We start from the raw sequence: 23,137 nt of genomic DNA, 5'->3' as shown, positions 1-23,137 counted from the left end.
AGTCAATTGATAAATTTTTCACATTTTATTAAAATACTGTATAATTGTTGCTGATACTTCTTCGATTGACCTTTGCGTGACATCAATAATTGGCCAGTTATTTTGCTTAAAGAACTCCTCTGCTTCTTTAATTTCCTTTTCTACTTTTCTAGGGTCAGCATATATATTATTACCTTCATTATTAATTGAAGTCAGTCTATTTTTGCGTATTTCTATTAGCCTTCTTACGTCTATTGTTACTCCTATAGTCAGTTTATTTTTTAATTTTGCTAAGTCGACGTAAAAGGGTATCTCGCTAACAAAAGGAACATTTGCAACTTTATAGCCTCGGTAAGCTAAATACATACTGGTGGGAGATTTTGATGTGCGTGAAACTCCAACCAAAATTATATCGGCTTTATCAATATCTTGAATATTTTGTCCATCATCATGATTAATGGTATAGTTTATTGCCTCAATGCGCTGAAAATATTCGTTATTTATTTCAGCATGTAAGTCAAGTTTTTCGTCTTTTTCAATTTCAAGATAGGATGAGATTTCCCTAATAATGTGTGATAATATCGCTCTGTAAGGAATTTTTAGCTTTATACAATTATTTTTTAGATATTTTCTTAGCTCATCATTAGTAATAGTGCATATAACAAAATTATGCTCATCACTTTTTCTATTAATTTCCTCTAAAATTTTGTCAATCTGCTCTTCTCCTTTTACGAAAGACCAAACATATTCGATCGTTTCTACAGAACGAAAGTGTTTCAGAGCTGATTTTGCAACTGATATAACAGTTTCACCACTTGAATCTGACACTAAGTGTAGGTTAAGCTTTTTAAGGGTCATCAACGTTATAATAAAAATAATAGCAAGCAATCTGCTACTGAAATTGTGCTAATTTATTATACTACGTAAATATAGAAAAACTATCTTGTTGATAAAACTCAAACTAATTGATAAATTCTTAACACAATTATTCTCAAAATGAATGTTTTTATTAAAGCCTACAAATTTCACTTCTTTTGCTAAAAAAGCTCTACCTTGGCTTGGGGTTATTTGTTTCGCATGTTTTTTAATTGGAATGTTCTTGGCATTATTCTTCTCCCCAGGAGATTATAAACAAGGAGAAATTGTACGAATTATGTATCTTCATGTGCCTTCTGCATGGCTTGCTCTTGGAATATACGGACTCATTGCATCACTCAGTTTCATTTCGTTGGTATGGAACAATAGTGTTGCTAGTGTCTTAGCACATGCCGCTGCTCCTGCAGGGACAGTCTTTTCGGCAATATGCTTAATCACAGGTAGCATCTGGGGAAAAGGAACATGGGGTACTTGGTGGGTATGGGATGCAAGGCTTACTTCAATGCTGATTTTGTTTTTTCTGTATGTTGGTTATCTTTCATTGTGGAGCGCTTTTGATAATCAAGCAAGAGCAGAGAAATCATCAGCAGTATTTGCCATTTTTAGTGCTATAAATATTCCCATAGTAAAATTTTCTGTGAATTTATGGTCTACTCTTCATCAGCCAGCAAGTATTTTTAGAAAAGGTGGAGTAGCAATAGAAGGTTCTTTACTGCTGCCACTCATTGCAATGTTTATATTTTGTACCACACTTTTTTTAGTAGTGTGGATACTTAATGCCCTTCATTTAATTAATTTGCAGAAGATAAAGAGAGAAATCAGTATGCGATATTAGGTATATAGTTCCAGAGTGTAATGTTGTGAACAGCTACGGAAATTAAAATGTAGAGCAATCATCAGCAGAGACTGAGTGGTATAAAAAATAGCTGAAGAATGTAAAAAAGGAAGTGGTATAGATAAATCTGTTACCGATAGAGAAGGTGAAATTGATACGGGCGAACCTGTTACTGATGAAGGAGAGAATGAAAATGGAGAAATTACATCTCGAAAAGTAACCTCAGATTGTTCCAAGTATGAAAATTGTGGGCCATATTCTCATTTTTATAAAGTTGATAATAAGATAGGTTGTCAAGGTTTTAGTGCATCTGATTTACTAAAGGAATTATATCCCGAGATGTACAGCAATCCTAAGATTGCAAAATATATAGAAGAGGGAGCAAATGGTAATTATGGTGCAGTAAATTTTAAATTTGCCTTTACAGAGGATCTTAATTCAATATCCTGGCTTGGTAATATAGAATGTGAAAAATGTGTGGATGATCAAAGAGAGTTAGCGTGTCAAGAAGAAGAGATTAAGAGTTTCTGTTACCCGAACGTTTACCGTAGTAATCCAGAATTCAACAAGAGCTTTTTTTCCAGAGGAGCATGTCCTAATCTCTTTAGAGAGTCCAGTGAAACAAGTGTTGTAAAAGCAAAACAAGTTGCACCATTGATACTTGTTAATACCTTAGGACAAATGATAGATAAAGAGGGTAATAACACTAAAGTATACTATGATGCATTGAAGCGTTATCTAAATGATGATGGTAAAATCAAGGATTGTGGAGATAATCAAAAGTGTAAGGATTATATTCCAATTATGGAGAAAGTTGCATGGAATAGTGATAAGGAAGTACTATTAAAAACTGCTGTTAATAATACGCAAGAAGCAAATCCTTACTATTATGGAAATGAGGATAGTTCTACTTCCGTTGAATTTGGTTCTATATAAGGCTGAATTTGTCTAATTTTTTCTACACTAGACACAATTTAGTCGTATCTGAACAAATACATAATCTATATAAAGAGGACGTAGGTACCATCTGTCCTTTTAAGGCATTTATGTCAATGATATGCGTAATCCATGATTTTAAACATGATGATCCTCCTAAGTAATACAAAAAAACTCAGAAAAATGTATATAGCTATGATAGAAGTTATCTATACATAAGTACAATATACTTTAACTAGAGATTGTAAATTAATGAAGTTGAAAAGTCTGCAGACGAAGATAGATTTCGAACTCTAGAATATCTTCACTATCAAAATAACAAAGCTGTCAAAATTTGTCAAGTAATTTTTATCGCAACTGTACAAACATTGCACAGGACAAATTTAAAATGCTGTAAAATGGTGTCTGTTCAGACGCATGTGAAACCAGTGCTTCTTTTCATCCCACTTCCATGCGGCTAAACCCTTTTCATAATCTCCTATCTATCATTTCTTAAACCACTCCCCTGAACGGATACAATTAAATACATTTTTAACATTTTTATAGAAAACTATTAGTATAGATTTGTATGCTGCCCTCATGGCTATTTTAAAATGTTTAATACTCCTTTTCATTATTTCTTGTACACATCTACCTAACAAGCAACATTCTGTTAATATAGACAATTATAAGCACGATTATTCGTTGCAACAATATAATACTCCTTTGAAGAATAACGAACCAGCAATACCAGAAATGATACCTTTACCGGTAGAGTTTCCCGATCTTACAACCAGTAATCAGTTTCTTTCGATTAATGTTGATGAAAAAGTACCAGTAAAGGATTTACTGATTGAGATAGGAAAACTTTCTGACGTTAACTTAGACATAGATCCCAAAATATCAGGTAATATTACTTTAAAGCTAAAAGATAAGAACATAAACGAAGTAATTCAGAATATAGCCAACAGCGCCAAATTGCGTTACTCAATGAATAATGGTGTAATTAGAATTGAACAAGATTTGCCATATGCACAAAATTATTACGTAGACTTCATCAATATTCAACACTCTGCGCAAAGGAGTTTTATCATTGGTAACAATATTACCGACAATGATGGTGATAGAAACTATATGAAATCTCAATATAGTAGTGATTTATGGAATTCATTAGAAAAAGGCTTAAATGCAATAATGGATGTTAACGGAGTAGATGATGGTGAGTTTCTTTCATCCAACAGAGAAGCTGGTGTCATTATTCTAAATGCTAGAAAAGATATTCACAAAGCTGTTGAAGAATATATTAATAAAGTTAAGAAATTGGCGTCTTCTCAAGTAATGATCGAGGCCAAAATAGTTGAAGTTTTATTAGACGATAAATACCTTTCTGGTATCAACTTAAATGATTTGCATAATGAAACCAAATCTATAACAAATCAAGGTAACTCTATTATTGACCTAGCAATTAACTCTAGTGTGAGTGATTTAGGAGATTTAGTAAAAAATTTAGGCAAATTTGGCACTTCAACCGTAATTTCAAGCCCTAGAGTACATGCTATCAATAATCAGCAAGCAATGATTTCATTTACTAAAAACCATATCTATTTTACTTCCGATATACAGAAAAATACCAAAAATTCTAATCATGCATTAATTACCAAGATGAATAGCACTCCAATAGGTGTGGTGTTAATAATCCACCCAAGCATTAACATTGATACTAATGAAATATTCATGGATATACACCCAACCTTATCAAGAATTAACGATTACACTAAAGACCCAAATATAGAATATGTCGCACAACAGAATAAAATGAAATTAAATAGTGACATTCCAATTATTGAAACCAGAGAAATGCATTCTACGTTAAAAATTAAGAGCGGCGAAGTTATGGTAATTGGTGGGCTTATAGAGCATAGAAAAGATAACCAAAACTTATTGCATCAAAAGTCAAAAAAACTGGCTAAGACAGTAGAAACCGTCATCTTCCTGAAAGCAACAATCGTACCAACACTTGGTTTATTAGATATAAAAGATAGGAATTTATATATATATTAAACGTATCCGTTCAGGCAATGGCATCAACTTAAGGAAAGATGTTGGGGTTGCTATTATGATAAGATAGAGAGTATCAGAATGATAATTAAGACAGCTTAATTATAAATCTGTTGCGGTAAATTTCAGTTACTTTAGTCATATATTAAAGTTTTTAAACAGGTCTTAGTTTACTTACTTTATTGTTTTCTTTATTATCAAATATTGCTTTAAATAATATGGAGGAGCACATTGTCAGCAATTGCCGTTATTGATTTTGGTTCACAGTTTACACAGCTTATTGCAAGACAAATCAGGGAAATGGGCGTTTACTGTGAAATATTTCCAAGCAATATCGATTTCGAAACAGTATCAAAATTCAATGGATTTATTTTTTCTGGAGGACCGCAATCTGTAAATGACAATTGCTCTGAAGTAAGTGAAGTAGCACATAAAATTATAAAACTTAACGAAACAATAAACACTCCTATACTTGGAATATGTTATGGACAGCAACTCATTTGTCATTATTTCGGGGCAAAGGTAAGAAAAGAATTCAATCAGGAATTTGGCAAAACTAAAATCAAGATACTAAAAGAATCCCCAATTATAAAGGATACTTGGGACGTTAATTCCGAAGTCGATGTGCTAATGAACCATGCAGACAGTGTTGAAACTATACCGCAAGGATTTACTGCTATTGCCTCAGGTATAATAAATCAAACAATCGCAATAATTGCCAACGAACAGCGGAAGATTTACTGTACTCAGTTTCATCCTGAAGTTAAGCCTACGACAAATGGTAGTAAACTTCTCTCTAATTTCTTAGATATTGCAAATTGTGAGAGAGATTGGACAATGAAGTCATTCATTGAAAAACAGAAGGAAAAAATTCAAAACTTAGTAGGGGAGAAAAAAGTAATTGCTGCAGTAAGTGGGGGAGTTGATTCAAGTGTTGCAGCAGTTCTTACACACAAAGCTATAGGAAAACAATTAAACTGTATTTTTATCGATACTGGGTTATTGCGTAAGAGCCAGACCACTGCTATGTTAAAAGAAATTCCAATAAATTACGTTGATAAATCAAACTTGTTTTTAAGTAGGTTAAGGGGAATAACTGATCCGGAAGAAAAGCGAAAAATTATCGGCAATACTTTTATCGAAGTATTTGAAGAAGAGGCAAAAAAAATAGGTGATGTGGATTTTTTAATGCAAGGCACCATTTACTCTGATGTAGTTGAATCAGGGCACGCTTCAGGAAACACTAGTACAATTAAATCTCATCACAATGTTGGTGGGTTGCCAGAAAAAATGAATCTGAAACTAGTAGAACCTTTACGCTATCTCTTTAAAGATGAAGTAAGGCTGCTCGGCAAAGAAATTGGGCTTTCAGATGAGATAATATTGCAACATCCATTTCCTGGACCTGGACTTGCAGTGAGGATCATAGGTGAGGTTGATGAAGAAAAGGTACGAATATTGCAAGAAGTAGATGAAATATATATCAACACAATGAAAAATTATGATCTGTATGATAAAATATGGCAGGCTTTTGCTGTACTGTTACCAGTAAAAACTGTGGGAGTTATGGGAGATAATCGTACATACGGATATGTTTGCGCTTTAAGGGCTGTGACTTCATCTGATGGCATGACAGCTGATGCATTTCCATTTGAAAATAAAGATCAATATTCGTTAGTATTTTGGAGGTTTTTGCAAGACGTTAGTAGTATAATTGTTAACAAAGTTTCCGGAGTAAATCGAGTTGTGTATGATTTAACTTCCAAGCCACCAGCAACTATTGAGTGGGAGTAGCAATAATTTCATTCCAGTTTCAGCTACTCGAATCACACCAAAGAGGCTGCTTGCATAACTCAAATTTTAAGGAAAACTATTTAATGTCATTCCAGCGTGTGACGCTGGAATGGCTTTGTTGCATCACTCTTCGGATAGTAGGTAACGTGGAATAAATTCATGAAGCTATCTCAAATTTAGCCATGCCTATATCAGTAAATTTGTTAAGCAAATAACACTTGAGTAGCAGTTCTCTCTCACGATTAACCTCAGATTTGTTTCTAAAACTAAACCCAAATGTTTGCTTCAGTCGCGAGAAAAAACTTTCTATATAAGATCTCTTCCCATAATTTATCTCTTTTTTCCACCTCTTCATACCATCTTCATCATATGACTTTATGAGCTTGATTGTAGAATTTCTCTCATCCATATAATCCAACTTTGGATGCTCTACTGCATTATTTTGCGGAGGAATCCTTGTCTTTATGTCAAGCTCATCGCACAGTTTGTATAACTTCTTTCGATTATATGCCCTGTCTGCATATAGTGTGCTTATATTATATTTAACATCAATCCTTGCAATAAGATCACATGCTCCATAGTGGTCAGAATAAACTCCGCCACTGTATTTTGCTGCTATAACTTTTTTGCTACCTATCTCTAGCATTACATGCAGTTTTCTTGTTTGCTCATAGCGGCGATACTTTCTATCTGTACCATTTGCCTTGCTATGACCTGGAATATTATTGTAGATGCTTATTCCAGTACTATCTATGGCAATCTCAATATCTTCTGTATTATTTTTATCATGTCTTCGATCATTAATTTTGATGTTAAGTTTTTTAAGCCTTCTTGAGGCCTGGGAATAGCTAATAACTTGCAAGTTTTTCCTTACTTGCTCAAGGTACCCTGCTATAAATCCCGCTGTTTGTCTCAGACCTATTCTAAATAAACAAGTTATTATGTGAACCAGAATCACGACCTTATCGCTATAAATATAGTTGCCACCAGCCATTTTTGGACCTTTTTCGTACCAATTTTCTATGGCATCATTGACGTAATAAAAAATATTTCCCCTCTCTTGGAGAAATTTGTTATATTCATGGCAGTTACTGACTCTCATTTTTTGTGGCATATTTTTCTTTAGTAGGTTAAATGCTTGTCTTATAGTGAATTTTGTCAGTAACTGCCAGTTCTTTTTATTTGACCTATGCAACAAAGCCCACTGGAATCCAGAAAAAAAGAATAATGGATCCCAGTGTCAGCTACTCGGATGACATCGAAATGTTCGTACAGATATTCGTCACACACCGGAATAAAAATTAGACTTTTGCTTTGTGCAAAATAATTTCAAGGCCGCATTTTCTTTATTTTGCTTATCGCTTCCACAAGCAGTGCAAACATAAACGAAGAATACAAATATGCTTTTGGTAGCTCTATGTGAAGTCCTTCAAGTATTAAATATATACCGATGAGTAAAATAAATAGAATGGCAATTACTTTTAAGCTTGGGCTGGATTTTATTAACTTAGCGGTATAACTTGATGAAAATAGCATTGCTAATATGGAAAATGTAAATGCTATAGCAATGATTATCATATTATGAGTTAATGCTATAGCAGTTAATATTGAATCAACAGAAAAAACTAAATCTATTAATATAATTTGTAGCACAACTAAAAAAAATTGTGATTTAACGTTTGCCTTTGTTTTGTTCTCCTTATGTACAAAAATTTCGCTCCATAACTCCATAGAACTTTTAACAATAAGAAATAACCCTCCTGCAATCATAAGCAAATCTTTTACTGAAATATCTAGTGATACAGAGTAAAATATAGGCTTTTCCATTGATAATATATGTGATATAAAAAATAGTATTATAAAACGCATCAATAGCGCCAAGCCAAAACCTATCAGGCGGGCTCTTTCTCTCAGCAGATTTGGCACCTTATCTATTGCTAGAGAAATAAAGATTAAATTGTCTATACCAAGTATAGTTTCAAGTAGCGTAAGTATCAATAAAGTCCAAGCATCAGCTAGCATTTTCATTCCAAAGTCAGCCTTTGTACTTTACAATAGATGTGTAAAAATTAAGTAACTTCGACTAGGTAATTAAAAAATCAGCCTTACCCGGAAAAGGGGGAGAGAAAAAAGAGCATTTTTATAATAAAAGTACTTTTGTAAGAGAAATAATGAAATTAAAAATCTAACTCTCTTTACGAAAATTTTAAATAGATTGTAAAATAGTTGTACCATGAAAATATATGCCTTCTTTGTAGACTAAGATTTTTCTTTAAATTAAGATAGATACACGATAAAAGGAAATATGATAAAAGAGTCATTAGCAAAAACTGATATAGTAAAAGTTGAAGATAAGAAAGCACCAAAGGGCTTTTTTAAAATATTAGGTGAAGTAGCAGATGCTGTAAGGTCATGGGTTGGCAATATTGGCCCTGATTTAAGTAGTAGTCGCGATGTCGATAGTTTAGTCTTGAAGATGAACGAATGCTTAAACCCAAAGGGGGGTGAAGTCTCAGCACGTAAGAACACCGTATCTCTTGGTAATTTGTACTTGAGTTTATCAGAGGCAGGTCAAATAAAATTTTTACAAACCCTAGCAGAAAAGTTCAATCCGGATAAAACGAAAATAGATGAAGAAATAAAAGTATATAAGAAAAATCAAGATTCTGAGTCGAGCTATAAGTTTGAACAAGACTTAATAAAAGTCCTTGAATCACCACGCTCTAAAATATTGAAGCAGTTTATCTCCTTACCGGAGGGCCTTAAGTTTATTGTTGATATGCGTTCTGATGTACTCAAGCTGAAGAATCAATATAAAAGTCTAAGTCCACTAGAAAACGAATTAAAAAGTATACTTTGTACTTTGGTTGATGTTGATCTACTTGATCTTCATCAAATCACTTGGGATTCACCTGCATCATTGTTGGAAAAACTTATAAAATATGAAGCTGTACATAAAATTTCCTCTTGGGATGACTTAAAAAACAGACTAGATTCTGATCGTCTCTGTTTTGCTTTCTTTCATTACAAAATACCAAATGAACCTTTAATTTTTGTAGAGGTTGCACTGATGAATGAGATTGCAGATAGTATTCAACACGTTTTGGACGAGTCAGTTCCTTCAAGTGACCCAAGCAGTGCAAGTACTGCTATATTCTATTCAATATCAAACACTCAAACTGGTTTATCTGGAATTAGCCTCGGTAACTTTTTAATAAAGAGAGTCGTAGAAAAACTATCGCAAGAATTTAAAAGCGTAAAAGTGTATGCAACTCTTTCTCCAGTTCCTGGATTTACAAAATGGCTAAAAAATCAAGACGTAGCTTTATTAGGTAAGCTTAATATAAAACAATCAGGTACAGAAATTTTAGAAAGCATAAAAACTAACATTGAATGCGAAAAACAGTCCCTACTGAAACTTTGTGCACATTATTTGCTAAAGGCTAAAAGCAGTGGTGGGGGTGCTTATGATCCAGTAGCACACTTTCATTTAAGCAATGGTGCATCAATCAAACAAATCAACTGGATGGCTGATACTTCTGAAAAAGGCATTAGTCAGTCAGCCGGAATAATGGTGAATTATCTGTATGAGCTGCCTAAAATAGATAACAATCATGAGAATTATATGATTAATAAAGCGATTTCTCATTCAAAAAAAGTATCGTCTATGTTAAAAGAATAATAGGAAGTATGCAAGAATGTAGAAAGTTTTAACATTTCCTAATCTTTATGTATATAATATTGAATAGCTTTATGAGGTAAAATATATGAATAGTAAGATATTAAAAGCAATAAAACAAAAAATACAAGATAGAGTAGCGCGTAAGGAACTGCACAGTCTCTTTATAGATCCTGAAGAAATAAAGTCATTCAATGATTGTGTTAGTAGTATTAAATGTGATGGAATAAGCCTAGAGGAATCAAGTGAATTGGAAACAATTTACAAAGTGCTTGATTCAATGTTTTCTCACATCAGTGATGACTGGGATAAAAATAAGGGTAGCCTAAATAGTAAAAAAATTGATGTATATTATCAAAACTTAGAGTCTATCTTAAAGATAGTAAACATAATTAAAGGATTGAATACAGGAGTGGGCCAAGAATCAGCGATCCCCAACATTGATGAATCTGTGTTAATTTGTGATATCGAATCACTTAAGAAAAAAATGGAAGAAGCGCTAGAAAAAACGCAACAACAACAAAGTGCAGCAAGGCAAAAAGAGTTAGAAGAGAAAGCTAAAGAGGAGTTTGGCAAGTACATAAAAAATGGCACCATTGATGCGGTGTCAATTGAAAAGCGTAAGGATCAAAATTCTCTTTAATGCAACAATCAAGCTAAAAGACGACAATAAAAACACAGATATTAGGGTAAGCGAATTTTTAAATAGTGAATTTTGTAAAGAAAACAATATTGCCGGTTTTCTTCTTTCAAGTGGAGATCAAAAAGAACCTATCAGTGGCTACATACATGAGGGGGTTAGATATTATAATTTAGGTACTGCAGCTCAATATGGAATAAAGTTTAACTGGTATGTAGGTGAAAGGGAATGTAGCATCACATTAAGTGCTAGCGATGGCAGTATTAAAATAGTAAGTAATAAACCAGATGATAAAGATTTAGAAAAAAATAAAGATGTAAAAATTAAAGTTCCTGTCCTTGGTTACCTAAGCCTTGCTGATGCAGTAAAAACGTGTAGACAGCAAGAAGATCCAAGTAGCACAGTGAAGCAAGCATCAGCTAATGAGCATTGCCGGCCATTGGCAAGGACTTCAGCTTAATGTTTTTAGCAAAAAGAGATATAAATAATTGCTCTTGTAATACTTAAAATGTAAAATAGATCTACTTAAATAAGTAGATCTATGAACAATATAAGAAATTTTGCAATAATAGCACATATAGATCATGGGAAGTCAACTCTTGCTGATCGTTTGATAGAAGAATGTAACGGTCTTGAGACAAGGGAAATGATCAATCAGGTACTTGACTCAATGGATATAGAGCGTGAACGCGGAATCACAATCAAAGCACAAACGGTAAGACTCAATTACACTGCAAATAATGGTAATAAATATTGCCTCAACCTCATGGACACACCAGGTCATGTTGACTTTTCATATGAAGTCAGCCGAAGCTTAGCCGCATGTGAAGGCTCACTTTTGGTAGTAGATAGCAGCCAAGGAGTTGAAGCTCAGACTCTGGCAAATGTCTACAAGGCAATTGACAATAATCATGAGATAATAGTTGTGCTTAATAAAGTCGATCTTCCTGCTGCAGATCCAGAAAGGATAAGGCTTCAGATTGAAGAGGTAATCGGAATTGATGCAACTGAGTCAATTTTGATATCGGCAAAAACTGGTCTTGGGGTAAAGGATGTACTTGAAGCTATAGTGACAAAACTTCCCGCTCCTCAAGGTGATACAAATGCTTCACTGCAAGCAATTTTAGTTGATAGTTGGTATGATCCTTACCTAGGAGTAGTAATTTTAGTGCGAGTTAAAAATGGAGTACTAAAAAAAGGCATGAGAATCGTTATGATGTCTAATAATGCTACATATCAGATCGATAATATCGGTATTTTCACTCCTAAAAAAGTTATGACTGGTGAACTTTCAGCAGGTGAAGTTGGTTTTATAACTGCTTCAATGAAAGAAGTAGCAGACTGCAAAGTAGGAGACACTATTACTGAAGAGAAAAGGCCGTGCAGCAAGGCATTACCTGGCTTTAAAGAAGTACATCCTGTAGTATTTTGCAGTATTTTTCCCAATAACACAGATGATTTTAAATATTTAAGGGAAGCACTAGAAAAATTACATTTAAATGATGCTAGTTTTACATTTGATGCTGAAACGTCAAATGCGCTAGGTTATGGATTTCGTTGCGGTTTCTTAGGAATGCTACATCTTGAAGTCATTCAAGAAAGACTCGAAAGAGAATTTGATTTAGATCTAACAGCAACTGCACCGAGTGTTATATATAAAGTTGCAACACAAAATGGTAAAGTTTTAAATATCCATAACCCAAGCGATATGCCAGACCCTACAAAAATTGAAATAGTGGAAGAACCGTGGATCACTGCAACTATAATGGTACCTGATCAATATTTAGGAGAGATTCTATCTCTGTGTGAAGAGAGAAGAGGAGAACAGCAGGATTTATCTTATGTTGGTAATACGACAACAGCACTACTGAAGTATAAATTACCGCTGTCTGAGGTTGTTTTTGATTTTTACGATAGACTAAAATCAATTTCCAAGGGATATGCAAGTTTAGATTGGGAAATATCCGATTATCAGGAAAGTCAGATAGATAAATTAAGTTTTTTAGTTAATGGAGAACCTATGGATGCGCTAGCCTGCATTGTTCATAAAAGCAGGGCAGAAAAAAAAGGCCGTGAAATATGTGCACGTTTGAAAGACTTGATACCACGCCAGCAATATAAAATCGCGATTCAAGCGGCAGTAGGCGGAAAAATTATTGCTAGAGAAACGATTAACCCGTATAGAAAAGATGTAACAGCCAAGCTCTATGGTGGAGACGTCACACGAAGGATGAAGCTGCTTGAAAAGCAGAAGAAAGGTAAGAAAAGATTGCATTCTGTGGGAAACATAAACATCCCACAAAATGCTTTTATTGAGGCTTTGAAAATAAATGATTAATATATATCCAAAAACATAAATTTAAAGAACTAAGTGATATTTTCTCAATAAATTTACTGACATTGATATGGGTAAATTTGAAATAGCTATGTGAATTTGTAAAACACTATATAAGATACCATACAACGAAATCATCCCAGTGTTAAACGCTGGGATGACAGAGAGCAGCTCAATTGCTCCACTCAATCAGTAAAAATCAGATATATGTAGACATTGGCTAAAACCATTCCAACAACATTTTAGTGAAACTTAACAAGCTTATCTATAGTTTTAGTGATGATTCTTGGAGTATTTGGAGAGACTTCTGAGCCCAGTCTATTTAACCGCTCTATAGCAAACCCGCTGTTCTCATTTATTATGAAATCACATAAAATATTCTCTATATCTTTAATAACACTTTCATGCTTTCTCAGAGGATGGTTATTCGGATATCTATGAATGGTTTTGATGCTAGAATACTCAACGAAAGCTTGATCTTTAAAAGCAAGTTGTCTCAATTTCTCTTTGAATTTTTCTTCTTCATCTCTTGCTAAAAGGCAAGACTTTATCAGTGATTTTATAATCGAGTTTATAGCCTGATGTATTTCAGAATGCACTATAACTTTGATGATATTTTCTTCCACTATGCAATCATAAGTGCTTTTTTCGCTCTTTAATGACTCTATAAGCATTTTGCTATTTTGCGAATTCAATTCCAGATTCTCTTCACTTATAGGAGTCATTATAAAGGTATTCTTATTTACCCTGATGTAAAATTGTGGCAACCCTTTAGAACAGGCAAATGCTACATCCTTAGACTCAAGTGCGTGATTGTATGAAGAAGAAAGGGTGCTTGCTATAACGCTACTTGGTACTTTCATTCCATGATTACTTAGGTGATTTAACACATTCTCAACATCATGATATGTAAAACCTGTATCTTTTATCAATTCAACAACTTCTATGCAATTGTGTTGTTTATACTCTATTGTCACTTCTTCTGTAAAAAGAGTTTTAGCGGCTATATGCTTATCAAGCACTGTGAAAATCTTGATGAAACTCTCTAAATCTTGTTTGTTAATTAATTCAATACTAATTAAGTTTTTGCTAACAATTATAATATTTTTTATCATTTTTTCCCACTAAAAAAACTCACTAGATGAATTGTATTTTTAATTCATTAAAAATTGTTTAAAGTGGGTATGCCAGCAACAGTAAGACAAAAAAATCACATAAAATCTTCATTATGTATTATATTACATCCCTCGTGTTCATCACTGCCGCTTGTGTAAGCTGTTGCATTAATGCTATCTTCATTGTTATTTAACATATTATCCAACTTTCCTTCTTTTTCAAGATCCATCAATTTGTCACATCCAGCAATATGATGTACATAATCACCATTTTCATCAGTAATAAAAATTTGTGGAACTGTCCTGACGTTATATTTTGATTTTATACCGTCAAACAAATCCAAGTTTCTAAGTACATCAATTTCTTCGTATTTCACACCTTTTTCATCCAATAACTCTTTTGCTTTCTTGCAGAATGGGCAATACTTCTTCACATATATTACAACTTTTCCTTTAGTGTTTTTCACGATTTATCTCCATAGTTTATAAAATACAACTATTATATATAAAAAATATATATATATATAAAATATCAAATTGTATGAAAATTATTTACAACTGTGAGCAAGGGATAAAAGATAATGTGGCACTAACTTTCGGAAATTTCGATGGCGTTCATTTAGGACATAAGTTTGCAATTTCCAATCTAAAGAAGGTAGCACAAGAAAGAGGATTACCCTCTGCAGTTTTAACTTTTGAGCCTCACCCATCAACTGTTTTATTTAGTAGGAACAATTTTAGGTTGATAGACCAAGAACAAAAAAAGGAACTAATCAGCAGCCATGGTTTAGATTACTTGTATATTATTAATTTTAGTAGAGGTTTTTCTGAGGTTAGCTGCGATGACTTTATTGGTAAGATTTTGGTAAAGAAGTATGGTGCTAAACATATAACTGTTGGAGAAAGTTGTACTTTTGGTCACAAACGATTGGGTAACATATTAACTCTAGAAAAATATTCTCAGATGTATGAATATTCTTTAACTAAATTAGAGCCATTGATAATCGATAGAAAAATTTGCTCTTCTTCCTCAATCAGGGAGTGTTTACAAAAAGGAGAAATAGAAATTGCTAATAAATTGCTTGGTAGGTCTTATCAAGTTTCTGGTATTGTAACAAAAGGTGCATGTAGAGGTAGAGAAATAGGGTTTCCAACCATAAACATTCCGATAGAAGATTACATGATAAAACCTAAGCTTGGTACATATTACGCTAAAGTTGCATTTTTTGAAAATAGTTCAAGTTGGCTATATGGAGTAGTCAACATTGGTATGAGACCTACATTTAAGGACTTAAAAAAACCTATAGTAGAAATGCATATATTTGACTTCAACGAAAATGTATACAATTTTAAGGTTGATATACAACTTTTAAAATTTATTAGGGCAGAAAAAAAATTCCATAGTATTAACGAGTTAACAAAACAGATAGATCGTGATATAATGAAGGCTTACCAGTTAAAGATAAATTTATGAAAAGGATATGTTTAGTTATTATATTGATTATAGTATCATTCGATCAAACAAGTAAATTGTATATAAACTCTTTGATTGATGAGGGGGAGTCAATCGAGATTACTAGTTTTATGAAATTAGTTGAAGTTTGGAATTCAGGAATTAGCTTTGGAATGTGTAGTACTCTGCCGCATGGCAGCTTCTTTTTTTCAGCATGTTCAATATTAATAATTGGTATACTTGCATACTTGATATATAAATCTAATGATAAGTCAATTTACCTTAGTTTTTCTCTGATGATTGGTGGAGCGATCGGAAATGTAATTGATAGAATCTATTGGGGAGCTGTATATGACTTCATATATTTTCATATCAATGATTGGTATTGGCCAGCCTTTAATTTAGCAGATCTATCTATAGTTTGTGGAATGTGTACATTGTTATATAAGTGGTATATATATGATAGGTCTATCTCTAAGCAAAATGAGGAATGAAATAATGCTTCGCAAATTCTTTATTTTTTTTATACTATCTGTGTTTTTTTTCATTTGTCCGATTTCTTTGGAAGCTGAAATCATAAAGCATGCTAAGCTCAGTAACGGATTGGATGTGTATGTAGTACCTAATCACCGAATTCCAGCTGTTTTTCATGCAATAATATATAAAGTTGGGGGAATGGATGACCCAATTGGCAAAGCAGGCTTGGCTCACTACTTTGAACACTTAATGTTTGGAACTACAGGAAAATTTAAAGACATAGAATCCACTTTGGGCAGCATTGGGGCCCAATTTAATGCTTTTACCACTAAAGAATACACCTGCTACTACGAATTAGTTCTCAAAAAAGATTTACCACTAGCAATGGAAATTGAAGCAGATAGAATGGGCAATTTTGATGTTACTCAAGACAAAATAGATAGAGAAAAAAATATCGTATTAGAAGAAAGAAAGATGAGATTTGATAATAATCCTGAAGCTTTACTATGGGAGGAAATGAACAGTGCATTTTATCGTAATGGCTATGGTAGGTCTGTTATTGGTTGGGAGAGCGATATTAAAACTTACAATCAAGATGACATAACAAGGTTTCATGATAACTATTATCATCCAGGTAATGCTATACTGCTCGTTGTTGGTGATGTAGAATTTGAAGAAGTAGCGGGATTAGCAAAGGAAAAATATGGTGCAATTAAAGCTGAGCCTGTAGTTAAGCATTATCCGAACCAAGATTCAATACATAATGCAGATATATCGGTAATTTTAGAAAGCACTGAAGTAAAAGAGCCAGTTTTATACTTTCGCTATAGTGTTCCTTTATTTGAGCAAATAAGTGAAACTTTTCCTGTTGATTTGGCAGTTGATGTTTTGGGGAATGGCAAGTCTAGTAAGCTATATAAAGATTTAGTTCTAGATAAGAATGTAGCAGTAGAAGTGTTTGCTTATTATAATAGCTTAGCTTTTAGTAATGGTTACATTGAGATTCGGGTAACTCCAAAAAGCGGGGTGAATTTGGATGCTGTTGCAAGAGAGTTAGAAAATTCTATTAATCACTTTAACTCTGAAGGAATAACAAGTGAAGAGTTGCAAAGTACAAAGTCTAAATACAAAGCAGCACAGCTTGATAATCTATCTGATTTAACTAATATAGCAATGTTTTATATACCACGTCTAGCACTAGGTATTCCACTTGATGAAATAGACATTTCATATAGCAAAATTAATGATGTCAATCTAGAGGATGTAAATAATAAAGTTCACGCTATCTTTTCTACTAATAAATTAGTTGGTCGTCTACTACCAAAAGCAGGTAATAATGATGAGAATAAGTAAGCTTGTATTTCTACTTTTTTTCTGTCCGGTCTTTAATTTGCAGGCGAGCAGCTACCTAAATATAGAGGAGGTTACTACTAATAAAGGGCTTAAGTTTTTGTTTGTTGAAAACCTTGATCTACCAAAAGTTTCACTCAATATATCATTCAAAGATGCAGGTTACGTGTATGAAAGTGCAGAAAAGCAGGGGCTTGCTTGGTTTACTTCTCTTGTAATTCAAGAAGGAGCAGGAAAAAATGATGCCAAAGATTTTGTAAAAAAGCTTGAGGATAAAGGAATTAGTTTAAATTTTACTGCTGGTTTAGAAGCATTTAGGGTTTCATTAAACACTTTATCTGAGAATCTAGAGGATGCAATTTCACTACTAAGTGATGCTATAATGCGTCCTAAAGTTGATCCTGAAGGATTGAATAGAGTTTTTGAAAAAGCCAAAGTAAACTTTAATAATTTTGAAAAAGATCCTTATTTTATTGCTGCAAAAGAGTTGGATACGTTGTTGTTCAAAAAACATCCTTACTCAAGAGATCCATATGGAACTCTAGACACTATAATGAGCATTACTAGAGACGATGTTTTAACATACATAAAGCGTAGTTTTACTAAGGATAATATCGTTATTAGTATTGTTGGTTGTGCAACAAAAGAAGAAGTTAGTACGCTGCTCGATAAATATTTATCTAAGTTACCATCAAAAAGATCGAAAGTTAGGAAGGTATCTGTAAAAAATGAATTTGGGCCTGCAGAAAGTAAGAGCGTTTTTATGGATATACCACAGAGTGTAATACTTTTTGCTCAAAAAGGCATAGCATATGAAGACCCTAATTACTATAATGCTAGTGTTTTGATTAATGCGCTTGGTGGTATGAGTCTAAACTCAATACTGATGAAAGAGTTGAGACAAAATCTAGGTATTACTTATGGTGTTAGTGCACATAATGTTCCTAATAAGCATGGAAATATTATATCTGGATTTATGAGTACTGATAGTTCCACTGCTAGCAAAGCTATATCAGCAGTAAAAGATACATTTAGCAGAATAAAAGAGGAAGGAATTGACGAACAATTATTCAAGGATGCAAAAACCAGTTTAGTAAATAACCTTATCTTCTCTTTTCTATCCAATAATGCGAATACAGCAACGTTACTGGATAGTATGCAGATAGATGATCGTGATATTAACCATATAAATAATTATGCAAATATCATTAATGATGTTCAATTGGAAAAAGTAAACAAGCTGGCAAGTTCTTTACTGAATCCTGAAAATTTATTTTTTGTTGAAGTTGGAAGAAACGCTCAAGGTCAATAGTTAATACCTTCTGCTATTGATCTTACTGCTTTTACATAACACTTATGCTCTTCAGCTAGAATGCGCTCTGAGAGACTGTGAACATCATCATTTGGTAACACTGGAACAGTAGCTTGAGCGATTATGGCTCCAGCATCAATTTCAGGAGTAACATAATGCACAGTACATCCTGTAATTTTTACACCCGCTTTCAGAGCTTGCTCCTGAGCATTTAGGCCCTTAAATGACGGAAGTAAAGAGGGATGAATATTTATAACTTTGTTATGCCATTTATTCAGGAAATTGGCCTTTATAATTCTCATAAACCCTGCAAGGCAAATTAAATCAACCTTATGTTGAACAAGTATTTCATGAATTTTATCAGTATCAAGTGGCTTATCTTCAACAACAAACGCTGAAACTCCTGCTTGCTTTGCTATTTTAAGGCCTCCAGCTTCACTATTATTTGTGATAACACACACAGTTTCAGCAGGGAAATTCTGATCTTGACATGCTTCTATTAAAGCCTGCATGTTTGATCCTCTACCTGAAATTAGTATTCCGAGTTTTATCTTTTTCATTTTAGTGCAGCCGTAAGAATGGATATTAATAAAATAGCTCAAAAGGAAAGTTTATTTTAGAATAAATACTATTGTGTAGCAATATTTTACACTGCTGGATAACATGGAATTAAAGAAATCATTCAGTTTGAAGTAACTTTAACATTTAATTTTAGGAATATTATACAATTTATGGTAAATAAATGCATATTTTTATGGCTGCGTTATTATTTATTTAACAAAGTATTAGTATAACTTACTACACTGAATTAAATGGAGAAAATTCAATGAATAAATTACCAAGCAATGCAAAAACAAGCAAGTCTCAGGTTACTCAGTGGGAGGTAATAAAAAATTGTGAATATTCTGATAATTGTTTATCAAAAGTAGTAACTTTATACGTCATTAAAATGGCAGAATTATCAGATATTTATACGAGTAATGAACCTGAAATTAATACTATACTTACAAGAATAAGCATAACAAGTGAAAATGCATTTTTAAATAAGGTTGTTGATATTGAAATTATGGAGGGCATTTTTCCGTACAAATTCAACAGCAAGAAGAAAAATAACATATCAATGCTAGAAGATTTGTACAATTATTTATGTTCTACTGTTATTGATAGCCTTCCAAAAGAAATGCTTGAAAGCCTAAGAAGAGAATACAGAGACGCTGTTAACTTATTTAAAGCAATTACTTAACTAGGTGTAGCATTTTTAAGACTTTACCTTCTATTTCAGAAATGCCACTTTCAAGATCTTTATCTATCAAACATATGGTAGATAAATATGTTTTCTGCTTCTTTTCAACATTGATAGTTAAAGTTCCAGGAGTAATCGTAACCGAGTTAGCAAATAATGCAATGGTCTTATCATTATGTCCTATGCATTCTCTTACAATAACAATTGGCTCAACTGTAGATTTGAATCGTAGCACCTTTTTTGTTACATAAATACTTGAAAAAATAATTTGGTAAATTAGCCAAGGTATATAACTTATAAGCTGATAAAGTGACAGCCTACCACTATCATTTAGAATTTGACTAAGGGCACTTTCAGCATCAATTAACCTTTTAAAGATAATCAATGTGAACACAGAAGAAAATACTCCACAGAGAATAAAAAAAGGCTCAAAATAACCAGACAATGTAATCCATAGAGAAGACAAAATCACAAATGATAGAGAAAAAAACTTAATATTTTGCCTGACTTTCATGATTTGGAGTATAACTTAAATGATTTTTTAGGAAAATAAAAAGTTCTTGATTTTTGTGTCAAAGAACATAATAACCAAGTTATTTTAATAAGTAGTGGAGATTATGACGCTTGATGATTTTCTAAAAATGCTTGAAGAAATAAATTATACTTCAGGTTTAAGCAAGAACAACATAGTTGAACGAATAAAAATAAAATTAGAAAGAATTGATTTACGGAGGTGGGAAGATAGTGGATTTAATATCAATCATATATTCACTACACATAGTGATCTAGATCCTGTAGAAACTACATTGTTGCATTTTGCTGCTAAGAGTGGCTATGAGAACATAGTAATAGCTCTAATTGAATATGGAGCATATGTTGATGCATGGGACAGCGATGGATGCACTCCTTTACATTTTGCTGCTGAATGGAACCACAAAGGCATATTAGATATTTTAATTGAAAGTGGAGCAAATGTTAATGCGTGGGACAATGATGTATGTACACCTTTACATCTTGCTGCCGAAGGTGGGAATGAAAGTGTAGTAAGAGCTCTAATTGCATGTGGAGCAGATGTTAACGCGCAGAACAATGATGGACACACTCCTCTACATTTTGCTACTAAGAGTGGCTATGAGAACATAGTAATAGCTCTAATTGAACACGGAGCATATGTCGATGCGTGGGATAATTATAGAAGCACTCCCTTGCATTTTGCTGCTGAAAGTGATAATGAAAACATAGTAAGAACTCTGATTGAACATGGAGCATGTGTTAATGTGTGGGATAGTTGTGGACGCACTCCTTTGCATTTTGCTAGCGATCATGAAAGTATAAGAGATATTTTAATTGAAAGTGGGGCATATGTTAGTAAACAGAACAATAATAGATATGCTCCTTTACACTTTGCTATTGAATGGGGCTGCAAAGATGTAATAAGTTCTTTGTCAGGTAATGCTAGTCCTAGGGCTGAAATGGCAGTAGGAAGAGTGGAACAAATTACACTTGCAGGAAGATTGGAGCTTTTTTAACCAAACTTGCATTTACTGAGATAATTGTTTTGTTATGAATTAAACCAAAAGTTCTGTAATATATTGAAGCTTAAAGATATCTTTAGATATGGAAGTTATTGCAGAAAATAGAAAAGCAAGGTTTGAATACTTTATCTTAGAAGAATTTGAAGCAGGTATGATACTCTTAAGTAGTGAAGTGAAATCACTAAGGGAAAGAAAAGCAAACATTTCTGATGCTTACGTTACTGAAAAAAAAGGTGAAATATGGCTAAACAATATGCATATCGCAGAATATAAAGCTGCAAACCAAAAGAATCACAAGCCAAAAAGAGAACGTAAATTGCTTTTGCATAAAAAAGAGATAAATAAGCTAATTGGTCAAATCAAAACCTCTGGAATAACTGTTGTGCCACTTTCTATCTATTTTAATGATAAAGGGTTGGCAAAAACTAAAATTGCTATTGTTAAAGGAAAAAAACTCTACGATAAGAGAGCAACTATAAAACAGAGAGAGTGGGACCGTGAGAAAAGTAGATTGTCTAAGAATAATTTGTAGTAAAATATGTCTTTAAGTCCAGTTATTTTTAGCATCGGTCCTGTTTCTATATATTGGTACTCTTTAGCATATGTTTTGGGTATAGTTTTTGCATATTGGTATTTACATAAGCTAGACAATCAAAAAATATTTACTAAGAATTTTTACGATTCGTTATTAACAGCCGTTATTATAGGAATTATCCTTGGAGGTAGGCTTGGGTACGCATTGATATATGATCCAGTTCTCTATATAAGCAATCCTATCGAAATACTAAAGACCTGGGAAGGAGGTATGTCATTTCATGGCGGTGCTATAGGAGTTTTACTTGCAGTAATAATCTCCTGTAGAAGACATAACATTCCTATATTTTACACACTGGATCTAATTTCTTGTGGAGTTCCGATAGGTTTACTTCTAGGCCGCATAGGTAATTTTATAAATGGAGAGTTATTTGGCAGGGTTACAAATATGCCGTGGGGTATGGTATTTCCAGAAAATGGTGATAATTTATTGCGCCATCCAAGCCAACTTTATGAGGCATTTTTTGAAGGAGCGCTACTTTTTGTAGTTGCAAATTCACTGTTTTTCTTGACTAGAGTGAAACTGTATTACGGTGCAACAACTGGTATTGCAGTTATGTGGTATGGAATAGCACGTTTTGTGGTTGAATTTTTCCGCGAGCCAGACTATCAAATTGGCTATTTATGGTTCAATTTAACTATGGGACAATTTCTTTCTATACCTATGATTTTGCTGGGAATGCTTATATATTTAGGTGCGTTGAGCTTAAGATTTAATACGAAATCTGTTCAATAGAGAAAAGGCAAGTTTAATCGAAAAATATAGTGGAAGTTTATTTATTCCATACTATGTACAATTATGTGAATTTTTTGTCTTGCAGAGAATAAATGTAAGACCAGCAAACCTTCGTTGTATAGCTATAAGAAAAACTTAGTAGCTACTGACCAAATTCATTACTAAGTAGATATTCATTTTCCATCAGAATATTCCTGATTGAGAAGCTACT

At 33.1% G+C, this 23,137-nt stretch carries 23 protein-coding genes; 16 read left to right on the top strand and 7 right to left on the bottom strand.

Annotated elements, in window-relative coordinates; all coding sequences use genetic code 11:
* Positions 1 to 18 precede the first annotated feature (18 nt).
* Positions 19 to 837 (bottom strand): pyruvate, water dikinase regulatory protein, encoded by an 819-nt coding sequence (locus ABWU52_RS02575; RefSeq protein WP_264375245.1) that lies wholly within the window; start codon positions 835 to 837, stop codon positions 19 to 21.
* A gap of 142 nt (positions 838 to 979) precedes the next feature.
* Between ABWU52_RS02575 and ccmC the strand changes: the two genes are divergently transcribed.
* From ccmC to guaA, 4 genes are all read left to right on the top strand, one after another.
* A complete protein-coding gene (ccmC, locus tag ABWU52_RS02570) occupies positions 980 to 1,690 on the top strand; it encodes a heme ABC transporter permease CcmC (protein ID WP_264375876.1) in 711 nt (236 codons plus the stop codon).
* Between the two features lie 339 nt (positions 1,691 to 2,029).
* On the top strand, positions 2,030 to 2,626 hold the full coding sequence (locus tag ABWU52_RS02565; protein ID WP_353277439.1) for a hypothetical protein: 597 nt from the start codon (positions 2,030 to 2,032) through the stop codon (positions 2,624 to 2,626).
* A 579-nt stretch (positions 2,627 to 3,205) separates the two neighbouring features.
* Positions 3,206 to 4,666 carry a type II secretion system protein GspD gene (locus ABWU52_RS02560; protein ID WP_353277438.1) on the top strand — a complete coding sequence of 487 codons (1,461 nt, stop codon included), beginning with the start codon at positions 3,206 to 3,208 and terminating at the stop codon, positions 4,664 to 4,666.
* Positions 4,667 to 4,894: 228 nt separating this feature from the next.
* Positions 4,895 to 6,457 (top strand): glutamine-hydrolyzing GMP synthase, encoded by a 1,563-nt coding sequence (gene guaA / locus ABWU52_RS02555; protein WP_353277436.1) that lies wholly within the window; start codon positions 4,895 to 4,897, stop codon positions 6,455 to 6,457.
* 157 nt (positions 6,458 to 6,614) lie between these two features.
* Here guaA and ABWU52_RS02550 read toward each other — a convergent pair whose 3' ends face one another.
* Positions 6,615 to 7,652: an IS5 family transposase gene (locus tag ABWU52_RS02550; protein ID WP_353276237.1), complete on the bottom strand. Its 1,038-nt coding sequence runs from the start codon at positions 7,650 to 7,652 to the stop codon at positions 6,615 to 6,617.
* 134 nt (positions 7,653 to 7,786) lie between these two features.
* Positions 7,787 to 8,479 carry a TerC family protein gene (locus tag ABWU52_RS02545; protein ID WP_353277692.1) on the bottom strand — a complete coding sequence of 231 codons (693 nt, stop codon included), beginning with the start codon at positions 8,477 to 8,479 and terminating at the stop codon, positions 7,787 to 7,789.
* A gap of 283 nt (positions 8,480 to 8,762) precedes the next feature.
* Here ABWU52_RS02545 and ABWU52_RS02540 point away from each other — a divergent pair, with 283 nt between their 5' ends.
* The 4 genes from ABWU52_RS02540 (at position 8,763) to lepA (ending at position 13,114) form a co-directional block, all read left to right on the top strand.
* Positions 8,763 to 10,139, top strand: a complete 1,377-nt coding sequence (locus ABWU52_RS02540) for a malonyl-CoA decarboxylase (protein WP_353277434.1) — start codon at positions 8,763 to 8,765, stop codon at positions 10,137 to 10,139.
* An 85-nt stretch (positions 10,140 to 10,224) separates the two neighbouring features.
* Positions 10,225 to 10,779 carry a hypothetical protein gene (locus ABWU52_RS02535; protein ID WP_353277432.1) on the top strand — a complete coding sequence of 185 codons (555 nt, stop codon included), beginning with the start codon at positions 10,225 to 10,227 and terminating at the stop codon, positions 10,777 to 10,779.
* Entirely contained in the window at positions 10,748 to 11,236 is a 489-nt protein-coding gene (locus ABWU52_RS02530) for a hypothetical protein (RefSeq protein WP_353277430.1), read from the top strand. Before ABWU52_RS02535 ends, ABWU52_RS02530 begins: the two co-directional genes overlap by 32 nt.
* A gap of 81 nt (positions 11,237 to 11,317) precedes the next feature.
* Positions 11,318 to 13,114, top strand: coding sequence for a translation elongation factor 4 (gene lepA, locus ABWU52_RS02525; RefSeq protein WP_353277428.1), 1,797 nt, complete (start codon positions 11,318 to 11,320; stop codon positions 13,112 to 13,114).
* Positions 13,115 to 13,353: 239 nt separating this feature from the next.
* Here lepA and ABWU52_RS02520 read toward each other — a convergent pair whose 3' ends face one another.
* The gene (locus ABWU52_RS02520; RefSeq protein WP_007301937.1) at positions 13,354 to 14,226 is read right to left on the bottom strand and encodes a hypothetical protein; all 873 of its coding nucleotides are present in this window, start codon (positions 14,224 to 14,226) and stop codon (positions 13,354 to 13,356) included.
* 95 nt (positions 14,227 to 14,321) lie between these two features.
* Positions 14,322 to 14,693, bottom strand: coding sequence for a glutaredoxin domain-containing protein (locus ABWU52_RS02515; RefSeq protein ID WP_264685741.1), 372 nt, complete (start codon positions 14,691 to 14,693; stop codon positions 14,322 to 14,324).
* A 74-nt stretch (positions 14,694 to 14,767) separates the two neighbouring features.
* On the opposite strand from ABWU52_RS02515, the gene ribF reads away from it, so the two are divergent.
* Genes ribF through ABWU52_RS02495 form a run of 4 tightly spaced genes read left to right on the top strand, consistent with a single transcriptional unit; the run spans position 14,768 to position 18,818 of the window.
* On the top strand, positions 14,768 to 15,700 hold the full coding sequence (gene ribF / locus ABWU52_RS02510; protein WP_353277426.1) for a riboflavin biosynthesis protein RibF: 933 nt from the start codon (positions 14,768 to 14,770) through the stop codon (positions 15,698 to 15,700).
* Positions 15,697 to 16,173, top strand: coding sequence for a signal peptidase II (gene lspA / locus ABWU52_RS02505; protein WP_007301940.1), 477 nt, complete (start codon positions 15,697 to 15,699; stop codon positions 16,171 to 16,173). The genes ribF and lspA overlap by 4 nt, the downstream gene beginning before the upstream one ends.
* Positions 16,174 to 16,177: 4 nt before the next feature.
* Positions 16,178 to 17,509, top strand: a complete 1,332-nt coding sequence (locus ABWU52_RS02500; RefSeq protein ID WP_353277690.1) for a M16 family metallopeptidase — start codon at positions 16,178 to 16,180, stop codon at positions 17,507 to 17,509.
* A complete protein-coding gene (locus ABWU52_RS02495) occupies positions 17,496 to 18,818 on the top strand; it encodes a M16 family metallopeptidase (RefSeq protein ID WP_353277688.1) in 1,323 nt (440 codons plus the stop codon). The genes ABWU52_RS02500 and ABWU52_RS02495 overlap by 14 nt, the downstream gene beginning before the upstream one ends.
* On the opposite strand, the gene purN is transcribed toward ABWU52_RS02495, so the two are convergent.
* Positions 18,812 to 19,378, bottom strand: a complete 567-nt coding sequence (gene purN / locus ABWU52_RS02490; protein WP_010402201.1) for a phosphoribosylglycinamide formyltransferase — start codon at positions 19,376 to 19,378, stop codon at positions 18,812 to 18,814. The two genes, ABWU52_RS02495 and purN, sit on opposite strands and share 7 nt — an antisense overlap.
* A gap of 266 nt (positions 19,379 to 19,644) precedes the next feature.
* Here purN and ABWU52_RS02485 point away from each other — a divergent pair, with 266 nt between their 5' ends.
* Positions 19,645 to 20,061: a hypothetical protein gene (locus ABWU52_RS02485; protein WP_353277424.1), complete on the top strand. Its 417-nt coding sequence runs from the start codon at positions 19,645 to 19,647 to the stop codon at positions 20,059 to 20,061.
* On the opposite strand, the gene ABWU52_RS02480 is transcribed toward ABWU52_RS02485, so the two are convergent.
* A complete protein-coding gene (locus ABWU52_RS02480) occupies positions 20,054 to 20,575 on the bottom strand; it encodes a Na+/H+ antiporter subunit E (RefSeq protein WP_006015458.1) in 522 nt (173 codons plus the stop codon). The genes ABWU52_RS02485 and ABWU52_RS02480 overlap by 8 nt on opposite strands.
* Positions 20,576 to 20,678: 103 nt before the next feature.
* On the opposite strand from ABWU52_RS02480, the gene ABWU52_RS02475 reads away from it, so the two are divergent.
* The 3 genes from ABWU52_RS02475 (at position 20,679) to lgt (ending at position 22,926) form a co-directional block, all read left to right on the top strand.
* Positions 20,679 to 21,590, top strand: coding sequence for an ankyrin repeat domain-containing protein (locus ABWU52_RS02475; RefSeq protein ID WP_353277422.1), 912 nt, complete (start codon positions 20,679 to 20,681; stop codon positions 21,588 to 21,590).
* Between the two features lie 88 nt (positions 21,591 to 21,678).
* The gene (gene smpB, locus ABWU52_RS02470) at positions 21,679 to 22,128 is read left to right on the top strand and encodes an SsrA-binding protein SmpB (RefSeq protein ID WP_015587785.1); all 450 of its coding nucleotides are present in this window, start codon (positions 21,679 to 21,681) and stop codon (positions 22,126 to 22,128) included.
* A 6-nt stretch (positions 22,129 to 22,134) separates the two neighbouring features.
* Positions 22,135 to 22,926: a prolipoprotein diacylglyceryl transferase gene (gene lgt, locus ABWU52_RS02465; RefSeq protein ID WP_353277420.1), complete on the top strand. Its 792-nt coding sequence runs from the start codon at positions 22,135 to 22,137 to the stop codon at positions 22,924 to 22,926.
* Positions 22,927 to 23,137 lie beyond the last annotated feature (211 nt).

The sequence above is a fragment of the Wolbachia endosymbiont (group B) of Villa cingulata genome, assembly GCF_964028285.1.
Lineage (GTDB): Bacteria > Pseudomonadota > Alphaproteobacteria > Rickettsiales > Anaplasmataceae > Wolbachia.
This window is presented reverse-complemented; position numbering and strand designations above follow the sequence as displayed.